Source organism: Bacteroides sp. L10-4, assembly GCF_013373675.1.
GTDB classification, from domain to species: Bacteria; Bacteroidota; Bacteroidia; order Bacteroidales; family Bacteroidaceae; genus Bacteroides; species Bacteroides muris.
Window position 1 is genome coordinate 87,173 of the sequence record NZ_JABXJH010000001.1, and the last position, 12,696, is coordinate 99,868.

A 12,696-nucleotide genomic window follows, 5' to 3' on the forward strand; every position below is an offset into this window, starting at 1 on the left:
ACCGGAAGACTGCATGACCGAACAAGAAGTCAGACGCTACTTGCGCCAAATGAAGGAGGAAGACTCGGAACGTGCTTTTCACAGTTTCTATAATCTGTGCTACGACCGTTTATTCCGTATTGCCTGCTATTTCGTGAAGCACGAAGAGTGGGCGCAAGAAATCGTGCTCGACGTCTTCATGAAGCTTTGGAAACAACGCACCCGGCTGCCGGAAGTAAACAACATAGAGGATTACTGCTTTATCCTCACCAAAAACGCCTCCCTCAACTACCTGGAGAAAGAGAACCGGCACCCTGCACTCTCGTCCGAACAGCTTCCCGAACTTTCCGGCCAAGCCGATTCCCCCGAAGACACTCTTATCAGCGAAGAACTGTTTGCCCGATATGTCAAGGCGCTCGACCGCCTGCCGGAGCGTTGCCGTGAAGTATTCATCCGCCTGCGCGAAGAGAAACAAAGCTATGCACAAGTGGCGGAGGAACTGAACATCAGCACAAAGACAGTAGACGCGCAACTGCAAAAAGCACTCACAAGACTCAAGGAAGCATTGCTGACGGAGTGAACTCTGCTTCATCTTCCTTGCAAGAAGCCGCGTATGCATGTATGAGATGTACATCTCGAGCCGCATGAGATATACATCTCGCACAACATGAGATGCACATCTCGAGCACACCTTCCCTATTGATTGAAACAGAGAAACAAGGAAGTCATACGTAGGCAGGACGGACTTTCACGGACAAAGAGCTTCAGATTAACATTATTTCAGGATATAGGCATAGGGAATTCCTGAAAAGGAGCTGTCTTTACATGCAGAAAAGGAGTCATAGGCTCTTAATAAATTGCCAAAAATGAAAGTGAATAACGAGAATTTCGACAAGGTACTGAACAAACTGGTTGCTTCTACCCGTTCCCCACGAGGACGCTTTACGGCAGAGAACAGCTGGAAACTACTGGAAACCCGTTTGCTGAAGCGCCGCAGCATGAAGCGGTTCTGGATGCGTACAGCCAGTGCCGCAGCCGTAGTCCTGCTCTGTGTAACGAGCTGGGCAGCCTATCAGTTCTTATACGTAGCACCGCAACGGGAACTCATTCCCACAGAAGCCATACATACTACCGAGGAAACCCAAGTAATCCATAGCGTACTGACATTCGACCAGCAACCCTTGCAGGAAATCGTCCGTCAACTTTCCGAAACGTTCCGTACCGATATACGTATTGATGGAGACAGTCTGAAGAACTATCACATGACAGCTACCTTCCGCGAAGGGGAGAGTCTTACAGAAATCCTAGACCTACTGAAGGACGCCGGCAACTTTACCTATAAAAAAGAAAACAACACCATTATCCTTACTACTAAACTTAACTGACAATGACTAGCTCTACTATCTGTTCGTACCACCACATCAGAACCGTACTTCTGATGTGTGTGGTTCTTTTAAGCGCCTCACTCCATGCACAGGCACAAAACAAGGAAACACGTATAAACCTGAATATCCGTAACGCAACTTTAGAGAGTTTCGTGAAGCAACTGGAAAATGCAACCGGATTCTCCTTCATCTATGGGGAAGAAGTAAAGCTCACGCACCGCATCACACTGGAGATGAAACAAAAGAACATCAGTGAGATATTGCAACGTGCCTTTGAAAACGAACCCATCACGTTCGAAATATCCGGAAAGCACATTCTACTCCATAAGCGGCCCGTGCCGCAGAAACCCGTTAGCCGTAAGTTCACCATCAGCGGATACGTGACCGACGGAGCGTCTTCCGAGACGCTGATTGGTGCCAATATCCTTGAGAGTCGTCGTTCCACTGGTACTGCCACCAATCCTTTCGGTTTCTATTCCCTCACCCTGCCGGAAGGGGAAACGGAACTGGTTTTCTCCTACCTGGGCTACGAAAGCCGGCATAGCCGATTCGAACTGACGAAAGACACCTTACTCAACGTCAGGCTGGACAGCAATAACCAGCTGGCAGAGGTCGTGGTGCTCTCGGACAAGCGGGAGGCCGGCATAGAAAGCACAGCCATGGGAGCGCATGAGATACCGATGACACAAATCAGGCATACCCCGTCCATATTGGGAGAAGCCGACCTGCTGAAGACCATTCAGCTGATGCCGGGTGTGCAAGCCGGTATGGAAGGTTTTGCAGGCATGTATGTGCGAGGGGGAGGTCCCGACCAGAACCTGGTTATGCTGGACGGGATTCCAGTTTACAACGCAGACCACCTGCTGGGAATATTCTCCATCTTTACGCCCGAAGCGGTAAAGAACACCACACTCTTCAAAAGTTCTTTTCCTGCCCGCTACGGCGGACGTCTTTCGTCTATAGTGGATGTACGGACCAACGACGGAGACATGCATAAATACCACGGCGCATTCAGCATAGGCCTGCTGACGGACAAACTTCATATCGAAGGCCCTATCTGGAAAGAACGGACCTCCTTCAGTTTCAGTGCACGAGCCATCCCCACCCTATTCTTCAAAAATCTCATTGTAGACAAAGACGACACCTATTCCGACAAATACAACTACTATTTTTACGACGTCAATGCAAAGGTCAACCATAAGTTCAGCGACCGTAGCCGCATCTTCCTCAGTTTCTACAAGGGGAAGGACCACTATCATTATGACAGTTACTACCACGGTGACAATTACAACAACAGCATCAAGAATTATTCCAAAGACAACAGCCGTCTGAATTGGGGAAACACCATCGCCTACGGTCGCTGGAACTATGTATTCAACAGCAAGCTGTTTTGCAACACCACCGTCTCATACAACAAATATGAGATGGGGCTGGACGAAAACATGGAAGATGCCTATACTGTCGCCAATAAAGTACAAGACAGATACCATTACTCCTCCAAGTTCAACTCCGGTATCCGTGACTGGAGCGCTCGTATGGACTTTGACTACACCCCCATGCCGCAGCACCACATCAAGTTCGGTGCAGAGTACATCCACCATACGTTCCGTCCGGGAATAGCTACCTCGAAAATACAAGATATAGATAATGGCGCCCTTCAGGAAGATACGGTTTACAATACCAGCAACAGCCATGCCATGCGCGGACAAGAAATCTCCCTTTATGCCGAAGACAATTTCAATGTAAACGCCAGGCTCAGTCTGAATGCAGGTGTACGCACATCGCTGTTCCACACACAAGGGAAAAGCTACTATTCGCTGCAGCCCCGCCTTTCCGCCCGCTATGACCTCGGACAAGGATATTCTGCCAAAGCATCCTATACGTGCATGGCACAGTATGTGCATCTGCTGTCCTCTACTCCGCTGTCCATGCCTACCGACCTCTGGGTACCCATTACCAAAGATATCAGTCCGATGTATGCCAACCAGTACTCCATAGGAGGCTACTATTCCGGACTGCCGGGTTGGGAGTTCTCCGTCGAGGGATATTATAAACAGATGAAACACATACTTGAATATCAGGACGGTGTATCCTTCTTCGGCACCTCTACCAACTGGGAAGAAAAGGTAGAAATGGGCGAAGGCCGTTCCTTCGGTCTGGAACTGATGGCACAGAAAACATTGGGCAAGACCACCGGCTGGCTGGCATATACCCTATCCAAAACCGATCACCGCTTTAAGAACGGTACCATCAACCAAGGCTGATGGTTCCCCTACAAATATGACCGCCGCCACAGCATCAGCCTCAACTTCAGCCATAAGTTCAGTGACCGCATTGATGCAGGAGCTTCCTGGATATTCAATACCGGTGGATGTATCACTATCCCCGAGAGGGCTACTATTATCGTCAGCCCCGATGGAGTTATCGAAGAGACCGGCTACATCTCCGGACGCAACAACTATCGCCTGCCCGCCAGCCATCGTTTGAACCTAGGTGTCAACTTCAACAAGAAAACCAAACATGGCATACGTACCTGGAATATCAGTATCTACAATGCATACAATGCCATGAACCCGAACATCGTTTACAGCAAATACAAAAATAATGGATACAACGTATACTACAATGATTTCTACGAAAGTATTTATCATGGAAATACCGGGCAGAAGAAAGCTCAAACTGTCATCAAGAAAATAACAATACTGCCTTGTATTCCTTCTGTTACCTATACTTATAGATTTTAAAAACAAATCCGGCATATGAAAACAAAAATGAAATTACACCTATTATATATAGTAGCTATTGTCTTGTTGGCATCATGTGAAAATGAAATTCCTTACAATCCAGACAACCAACAACCGCTACTCATCATGAATGCCCAACTGGATGCAGGAAAAGACGTTAATGAAGTCTATCTCCATTTAGGCGAGGGCTATAGTATTGAACATTTGAACGAAGCAACTCTTTCCCTCTACATCAATGGCAAAATAGCAGAAACTCCGAAAGCGGTTTCTCCGGAAGAAATGTATGGGCATCTGGAAGGAGAACTTGATAAGGACATTTATGAATCATTACTGAAAAGTATACGTTTCAAGAAATATCGTCTGACCAGCACACTGCATCCCGGCGACAACATACGTCTGGAAGCCACTGCCGAAAACGGGAAATACCATGCCAGTGCCGAAGTCACCGTGCCACAGCCGATAGAGAGCCTGCACGTGGACACTTGCCTGGCCTACCTGCGCGAGTACAGCGGACAAAACCTTTACCGCCAATACAAAATTACGTTGCAAGACCGCCCCAACGAGAAGAACTACTACCGGCTGGACATTTGGAATGACCGTAGTTACTATTGCAAATGGAAAGAATACCTGAAAGATGAAAACGGCAGCCTCATCAAAGTGGAAGACGAGGACGGCTCTTGGTATTGGGCCTCCATACCCAGAGACACTACCATCCTCGCTCCCCGGCAGAACGAAATCATTAACCGGGAAGATGTTATACTGACTGACGGCCACCCCGGCAACTATGATGATGAAGAAAATGAATTGTTTCCCACTATCAATAACAAATACAATATATTCAATGATAACACTTTCCGTGATTCGTATGCCACATTAAAAGTATATACCCCTCTCTACCAAGAATATTATCCGGTAGAGGGACACTACTACTACCATATATCCCGCAAACAAACCATCACCGTACGGCTGCTTAGCATCACTGAAGCCGAATACCGCTATCTGAAAGCCTTAAACTGTCTGGATGATGGGGATTACGACAATATTTTAATGGAACCTGTCAGTCTGCCTTGCAACGTCATAGGCGGATTAGGTTTTGTGGGTGTCTGCTCTGAAAGCAGAGTAGTCATAGATTTGCCCGAAACTGTTTGCTACTAACATTTTGACTAACGAAAATCCTTTTACCCATTACAATAAACAAAAATTCAGTTATTACGCATTACATTCGTATTACAAAAAGCATCCAAACAAAGCATTTTCACACTATAAAATTGATTTAAGTCAAGAAATGAAGATATAAACTACACTTTTTCCCTTATTCATTTTTGTGTTATAAAACATACGCCTACATTTGCATAGGTAAAAAGAAAAACCTAAGCGCTTAGAGAGTTTTCAATAGGTATTAGATTAAGATTAGTTTTTAGGAATAACAATTAAAAAGTAGGTATTATGAAACGTTTAGGATTAACATTAGTGGCAGCAGTCTGCCTGACTGCCACAACATTTGCAGCAGGAAACCAACCTACAACTGCAAAATGGGAAGGTAACATCAACATAACAAAGTTGAGCAAGTATTTGAATCTGGATTCCAACCAGCATGAAGAAGTGGCAAACATCTGCGAATATTTTACAGAACAGATGGAACACGCTACAAATTCCAAGAAGAATCAAGAGAAGTTACTCCGTAATGCAGTTTATGGTAATCTGAAGTTGATGAAAAAGACTTTGAATGAGAAGCAATATGCTGATTATGCCAGAGTATTAAACGTCACGCTGCTGAACAAAGGTATCGAAGTGAAATAAGCTTCGCTTCTGATAAATACGGAAACAAGTATTTATTGATAAATAAAAAGGCATTGGACTTTAGAGGTTCAATGCCTTTTCTTTTGGTCAACGCTGCCAAAACCGGCAGAGCCAACTCCCTAACCAGATAATTCTTATCTCTTCAGTCCTACAAGCAGAATCTGTCTTGCAGTTCTTTCTTATACTTTCTGGAAACCAGCAGTTCCGTCACTTTGTCGAACGGTGGATAAAGCATACATTTACTGTCCTTTATAATCATCAGATAATCAATATTGATAATATACGATTGATGTATCTGCACAAAACTGGACGAATATTGAGTAATCTGCTCGGCAGTCATCCCGCGACGCAATACCAGCGGCGGCTCGTTGCTCAGTATCACTTCCCACTGTTTACGCTCGGAGCAATAGCGAAAAAAACCGATTTCGACCGGACGCAACGCACGCATATCATTGGTTGGCGTAAATACGATAAATGTCTGTCCGGTATGTAGCGGCACACCAATGGGATATGGCATTCTCTGTCCTGCTTCTGCCTGCTCTACAAAACGTATAAGGATATCCCGCAATTCCCGCTCTTCAAAAGGTTTCAGCAGATAATCGAACGCAGCCTCTCGAACAGCCTGAATCATATACTTATCATAAGCTGTATAGAAAACAATCCGCATATTCCATGAAACACTGCCACGTATTTCCTGCAGCAGTTTCATTCCAGTCACATCCGGCAGTTCCACATCCAAGAACAATAAATCCGGTTGCACCTTGGCAATGAGCTTTTTCCCCTGTTTGCCATTACGGGCGGTTCCTTTCAAAGAGAAACGTACATCCTTTCTCAATTCAAAACTCAGATTCTCAAGAGCCGCCTCATCGTCATCAACTATCACAACCTTATATTTATCCATGTTCTTTTTATGTTTTTCCTCTGGCGAATATAAACATAATCCTGCTCCCATACAAAGTAACAGAAAGCCATTTACGAACTATTTGTCTGAGAACATGACTATCCGTGCAAAAAACAAGATTAAACGGTTCTTTTAAATTCTATAATCATAGTTGTCAGGCAACCAGAAAGCCACCTCACATCCCATCTCACCACTCTGCAAAGAGACATTATACACTGAAACATCAATGGCTTCTTTGTTCTTATTGTTGAGAATCTGAATAGTCTGCATAATTACTTTCATTCCCGTGCCCGTACCCCGATACCGGCTGTCCGGACGATAACCGCCACCATTATCCGTTATCTTTATGCAAACACCGTTTCCTTGCCGACAAACCGCAACCCAAAGATTTCGTTCTCCTTCCTTCTCGCGCAGCGCATGCTTCACTGCATTTTCAACCGGAATTTGAATCATCATAGACAGAATCCTTATTTGTTCCGGATACACATCTTTTTCTATCTTCAGTTCTGAATGGAAATACGGACCTAAGGAACAACGCTCCAGGTCAATATATGTCTTCACAAAATCCACTTCCTCTGCCAAGGTTACGCACAGTTGTTCTGCCAATTCCAGATTCCGACGCATCAATTTTACCAAAGACGAAAGCCCCTGTCTTTCTTCCACACTTCGTCCTGTCATCTCCCGGTTCAAAACATTGAAGATGAAATGAGGGGACAAACGGTTACGAATATTCTCCAGACGAAGTGTAGAGACTGTGCGATGATTCCGTGCAAGCAACAAAGCACGTTTCTTTTTACTGTACAGATAAAGAAAAAAAGCTGTCAATATAGCTATAACGGCTATGGCAAATACAGCAACTTGTGTCCACCTTAGCACCAACATTTCGTTCTTCTGCTCCTGAAGCAAAACCCGATGTGCCATCAAGGTAGAATCTTGCTGATAACGCAAAGTCAGGTCTGCCGTATGCATCCGGACACGCTCGTTTCTGATAGAATCATCAAGTTGATTATTTCTTCGCAAATAGTAGTAAGCACTCTTATAATTGCCGGTTTCCTCGTAAAACTGCTGAAGGTATTTATTACGAATATGCACCATGTCAGGATCAATGCCCACAGGAACCATGCTCCGGGACAACAAACAACGCGCCTCTTGAAAGTCTTCTTGCATCAACGCCAGTTTTATACGTTGTGTATCAATATAATATAGCGCAGCCTTCACATCCATTTTTTCAAAAAAAGGTTGACATTCATTTATATATTTAACAGCAGAATCAGCTTCATGCAACTGAAGATAACAGTCGCCCAAATTCATCCGCCCCAAATTGAGCTCAAAGTTCATGTCAGAATATCCTTCGACCAGACCGACAACTTTCCGGAAATATTCTATCGCTGTCCGGTAATCTTCCCTATAATAGTAAGAAGTCCCTCTATTATTCAAATAAATATACTTCTCGTAAGGCAACATACTGTCATAGCTTTCTCCCGCAAGATTATAATAGTAATCACACAGGTCAAAATCACGCATGGTGACGTATACTTGCGCCAGACCATAATAAATGGGAGGCTTCTTGGAAGAAGACAAATGTAAAGAGTCGCACATCAACAAGGCCTTCCTATACCAGGCTGCCCCTACATTCAACTTCCCCAAACGGTTACTCGCATCGGCAAGATTCATCAAGATATCCGGTATTACTTCAACTTTAGTTCCCTTCATCCGCCGTTCATAAGACCTCCGGAAACAAAATTCGGCAGAATCCATCTTTCCCATACGTGCAAAGACATTTCCTTTCATATTGAAACATTCGGATTCCAAATCTGCCATCCCGGGAACCTCTTCCTGCCCTTCAATAAAACTGCTTAGCCGCCGAATCATCATCTGCGCCGAGTCAAGCTGTGTAGTGACCAGATAGGTCTTCATTACCATTGCCAGATAATTATACTTGGCCAGACTGTCCTTTGCCTGTTCCATCCTTCGCAAGGCCTCTGTTCTAATCTTTCGAGGCACAATAGCCAAAGAATCTCCATTTATACGAGAAAATCTCTCAAAGGCTTTCATTTCAGTACATATCGTCTCTATATCCTCAGGCACACAAGCCCCTAGGACCATAAGCCCTATCACCAAGCAAATGTAAAACCGGATTTGCCTATTCAACCCCTTTCTCATGTTTCTCGTAATTAGATTATCTGTTCAATACTGCTGCAAACTTAAAATATTTTTGCGAAATACCGTCAAGCATAAGGCGTATTTATCAACCACAAAAGAGCATACGTTACCGCTTTATTAAAACAAAACAAAAAAAATCACATTATAGTACAATATTTAGCTACATAAGCCACTAAAACAAGATTTTAGTACATTTCAAGCTTTTTCTCATTTTCTTATTCATATATTTTATTAATCACTTTTTGGGGTAAAGAATTGCGAATATACTCAATCAAAGAAAGGCTGTTTCCAAAAGAAAACAGTTCTTTCACATAATTTACAAGTTCTATGTTAGACAGTAGACAAATCATAGCAGATAGATATGAGCTACTCAAACAACTGGGAAGAGGAGGATTTTCTGAAGAGCGCAAGTACGCTGCATGCCGTATAGAAGAAGACTACAGAGATTTTCTAAAAGAAATGATGCAGTCCAATCTTTCCACTCAAGAAATACACATAAGGAAAAATACAAGAGTCAATGTCAGACTATAAATAATGAATAGGGCATTCCAATGTTTGAACTGCCCTATTCACTATTCAAATACTTGATTTTATTTAACCGTCACCATCGTCGCCCCGAATCCGTACTCCTGGAACGAAGCATCCTGATGGCGGCAGTCAGGATATTTACGTTTCAGCTCGTCCAGCAAGGCTTTACGCAGCACTCCATCTCCCTTGCCGTGAATAAAGACGATACGTTGTTCGCGCTTTTTCTTGTACTGCTCCATCACTTCACGAAACTTATCCAGCTGGTAATTCAATATTTCGCTGTTGCTCATGCCGCAGGTGTCATCCAGCAACTCGCCGATATGCAGGTCAATCTCGACAATCCCATTCTTGCCACCACGCTTGATGACCGTCTGCGGTCTGGACGGAGTATCTGCCGCTTTCTTCTGTATCAAAGCCTCCTTCAGTTCCTCTGCCGAAACATACACCTGCCTGGCAGGCTGGTCATTCCGGACAATATCATACATCAATGCCGGAGTTTCAAAGAAATCCGTCTGCTGGAATGTATGCAGTTTATAGAACTTTACCATATCTATGCGGACTTCCACACTGACAGCCGGTTTCATTGTGAACGCACGGTTATCTTTGAATGCCACCAGCTGTACCATCACACGTTCATGGTCGTTCAACTCGGACTTTTCGAACTCCTCCAGCAGAAGTTTCGTATTCGGCTCTATCAAACCATGCGAACGGGCTGTCCAGGACTTTCCTTCAGCGCTCAAATAGGTGTAATACATATAATAATTACTGTCGTTCACCAAATATGCCTCGAAAGGTGTAGTGCTGACAGCCTTGATATCCTCCGGAACAAATGCCAGAAAAACATTCAGGATATCCCCGCCTTTCATCTCGGGCTGACGATAAACGGATATTTGCGGTTTCTCCAAACGGACCGATTGAGGCTCTGAAACCTGAGAATCCATAGCAGACGCCCTTGCCGTAGCAGCGACCGTACGCAATTGCTGCTCTTCTTCCCGCTTCTTCTTGGCAGCCGCTTTGGCTGCCGGAGTGGGGATATTATAATCATCGGTCTCTATCACCACACATTCGTTTATGGGCATCGGTATGTCAAAACCGTCGGCATCTTCCACCAACACGATGTTTTTCCCTTGAAATCCTGTCACAACACCGCCCCCAACTTCGCTGAGGAAACGTACTTTATCTCCTATCTTCATAATAACTTATCTTTTAGTTTGTCTTTTCCTGTTTTTTTGCCATCATGGTGGCAAAGTTTTGCCAATGGGATGGCAAAGTCGTGCCACCACGATGGCAAAGTCGTGCCATCCCGTTGGCAAAACCACGAACATAAAAGTCCATCCCCATTTCTTCCTGCAAAGTTAGGAATTATTTCCCTTATTCTTCAAATCTTCCTAAATATCCGTACCTTTGCAACCGATAAAGAGAAAGCCATCATGAAAGAAAATCCCAAACATATCAGAATCAGTGAGTTCAACTACTCATTGCCGGACGAACGCATAGCCAAGTTTCCGTTGCCCGTACGCGACCAGTCCAAATTGCTATTGTACCGCCACGGAGAAGTTTCGGAAGACAGATTCATTTCACTTCCGGAGTATCTGTCATCGGGAAGCCTGATGATATTCAACAATACCAAAGTCATCCAAGCACGTTTGCATTTCCGGAAAGAAACGGGGGCACTGATTGAAGTATTCTGCCTGGAACCCATACAGCCGAACGACTATGTCCTGAACTTCCAGCAAACCGAACATGTTGCCTGGCTCTGCATGGTCGGCAACCTGAAAAAGTGGAAGGAAGGCACGCTGAGACGTGAAATGACCGTGAAAGGCAAACCACTCACCCTGACCGCCGAACGGGGTGAATGTCACGGAACCAGCCATTGGGTAAACTTCCGCTGGAACAATCCGGAAGTGACTTTTGCCGACATTCTCGAGGTCTTCGGTGAATTGCCCATCCCTCCCTACTTGAACCGGGAGACCCAAGAAAGTGACAAAGAGACTTACCAGACTGTCTACTCCAAAATCAAAGGTTCGGTGGCTGCTCCTACAGCAGGACTGCATTTCACCCCACGCATATTGGACGCATTGCGCAATAAAGGGGTGGAACTGGAAGAATTGACACTCCATGTGGGAGCAGGCACCTTCAAACCGGTGAAAAGCGAAGAAATAGAAGGGCACGAAATGCATACGGAATACATCTCCGTCTCGCGCAACACATTGGAAAAACTCATAGCGCACGACGGCAAGGCAGTGGCTGTAGGGACAACTTCAGTGCGCACATTGGAAAGTCTTTATCACATTGGAGTCATTTTACTGAATAATCCCGAAGCCACAGAGGAAAACTTGCACGTCCGCCAATGGCAACCTTATGAAATGTCTGGCGAGACTGCCGCCACCTCTGCAGTGGAAAGCCTGCAAGCCATTGTCGCCTATCTGGACAGACATAGCATGGAGACTCTGCATACCAGTACTCAAATCATCATCGCTCCGGGATATGAATACAAAATCGTGAAGGCTATGGTAACTAATTTCCACCAACCGCAAAGCACCTTGCTGCTGCTCGTATCAGCTTTCGTACACGGTGACTGGCAAAAGATTTATAATTATGCACTGGCAAATGATTTCCGTTTCCTGAGCTATGGAGATTCATCTTTATTAATACCTTGAGCACAATGAACTACGATAACAACCAAGAAATGTTCCCCCTTGTCGACGAACAAGGCAACATCATAGGCGCTGCCACCCGTGGCGAATGCCATAACGGCAGCAAACTGCTGCATCCGGTAATCCATCTTCATGTATTCAATTCCAAAGGTGAGCTGTATCTGCAGAAACGTCCCGAATGGAAAGACATACAACCGGGAAAGTGGGATACCTCAGTAGGCGGACACGTCGATTTAGGTGAAAATGTAGAGATGGCGCTGAAACGCGAAGTACGCGAAGAGCTCGGCATTACCGACTTTGTTCCCGAAACTATCATACGTTACGTCTTCGAATCTGCCCGCGAAAAGGAACTGGTCTTCGTGTACAAAACGGTCTACGACGGTGAAATACAGCCCAGCAACGAACTGGACGGAGGACGTTTCTGGGGCATTGATCAAATAAAAGAAAGCATAGGAAAGGAAGTCTTTACTCCAAACTTTGAAGAAGAGATAGAGAAAGTTATCGAATTGTAGCAGCAATAAATACTCCTTCAAAAAAAA

The 12,696-nt window shown here is 44.8% G+C and carries 10 protein-coding genes and 1 pseudogene; 7 read left to right on the forward strand and 4 right to left on the reverse strand.

Features of this window, described 5'->3' with window-relative positions; all coding sequences use genetic code 11:
* The first annotated feature begins 13 nt into the window (after nucleotides 1-13).
* From HU824_RS00400 to HU824_RS00420, 5 genes and pseudogenes are all read left to right on the forward strand, one after another.
* Nucleotides 14-559 carry an RNA polymerase sigma-70 factor gene (locus HU824_RS00400; RefSeq protein WP_176467715.1) on the forward strand — a complete coding sequence of 182 codons (546 nt, stop codon included), beginning with the start codon at nucleotides 14-16 and terminating at the stop codon, nucleotides 557-559.
* Between the two features lie 286 nt (nucleotides 560-845).
* A complete protein-coding gene (locus HU824_RS00405; RefSeq protein ID WP_176467716.1) occupies nucleotides 846-1,364 on the forward strand; it encodes a DUF4974 domain-containing protein in 519 nt (172 codons plus the stop codon).
* Between the two features lie 53 nt (nucleotides 1,365-1,417).
* Nucleotides 1,418-4,108: pseudogene (locus HU824_RS00410) on the forward strand (TonB-dependent receptor).
* A gap of 15 nt (nucleotides 4,109-4,123) precedes the next feature.
* Nucleotides 4,124-5,263 (forward strand): DUF4249 domain-containing protein, encoded by a 1,140-nt coding sequence (locus HU824_RS00415; RefSeq protein ID WP_176467717.1) that lies wholly within the window; start codon nucleotides 4,124-4,126, stop codon nucleotides 5,261-5,263.
* A gap of 291 nt (nucleotides 5,264-5,554) precedes the next feature.
* Complete coding sequence (locus HU824_RS00420) at nucleotides 5,555-5,908, forward strand: hypothetical protein (RefSeq protein ID WP_136009039.1); 354 nt, start codon at nucleotides 5,555-5,557, stop codon at nucleotides 5,906-5,908.
* Nucleotides 5,909-6,056: 148 nt separating this feature from the next.
* Here the strand turns inward: HU824_RS00420 and HU824_RS00425 are convergent, their stop codons facing one another.
* From HU824_RS00425 to HU824_RS19585, 4 genes are all read right to left on the reverse strand, one after another.
* Nucleotides 6,057-6,809 carry a LytTR family DNA-binding domain-containing protein gene (locus HU824_RS00425; protein WP_176467718.1) on the reverse strand — a complete coding sequence of 251 codons (753 nt, stop codon included), beginning with the start codon at nucleotides 6,807-6,809 and terminating at the stop codon, nucleotides 6,057-6,059.
* Nucleotides 6,810-6,941: 132 nt separating this feature from the next.
* Nucleotides 6,942-8,972, reverse strand: a complete 2,031-nt coding sequence (locus HU824_RS00430) for a histidine kinase (RefSeq protein ID WP_176467719.1) — start codon at nucleotides 8,970-8,972, stop codon at nucleotides 6,942-6,944.
* Nucleotides 8,973-9,562: 590 nt separating this feature from the next.
* The gene (locus tag HU824_RS00435) at nucleotides 9,563-10,693 is read right to left on the reverse strand and encodes a DUF2027 domain-containing protein (RefSeq protein WP_176467720.1); all 1,131 of its coding nucleotides are present in this window, start codon (nucleotides 10,691-10,693) and stop codon (nucleotides 9,563-9,565) included.
* A gap of 13 nt (nucleotides 10,694-10,706) precedes the next feature.
* Nucleotides 10,707-10,835 carry a hypothetical protein gene (locus HU824_RS19585; RefSeq protein ID WP_255260427.1) on the reverse strand — a complete coding sequence of 43 codons (129 nt, stop codon included), beginning with the start codon at nucleotides 10,833-10,835 and terminating at the stop codon, nucleotides 10,707-10,709.
* A 95-nt stretch (nucleotides 10,836-10,930) separates the two neighbouring features.
* On the opposite strand from HU824_RS19585, the gene HU824_RS00440 reads away from it, so the two are divergent.
* Both HU824_RS00440 and HU824_RS00445 read left to right on the forward strand, forming a co-directional pair.
* Nucleotides 10,931-12,160: an S-adenosylmethionine:tRNA ribosyltransferase-isomerase gene (locus HU824_RS00440; protein ID WP_176467721.1), complete on the forward strand. Its 1,230-nt coding sequence runs from the start codon at nucleotides 10,931-10,933 to the stop codon at nucleotides 12,158-12,160.
* A 5-nt stretch (nucleotides 12,161-12,165) separates the two neighbouring features.
* Nucleotides 12,166-12,669 carry an NUDIX domain-containing protein gene (locus HU824_RS00445; RefSeq protein ID WP_136009045.1) on the forward strand — a complete coding sequence of 168 codons (504 nt, stop codon included), beginning with the start codon at nucleotides 12,166-12,168 and terminating at the stop codon, nucleotides 12,667-12,669.
* Nucleotides 12,670-12,696 lie beyond the last annotated feature (27 nt).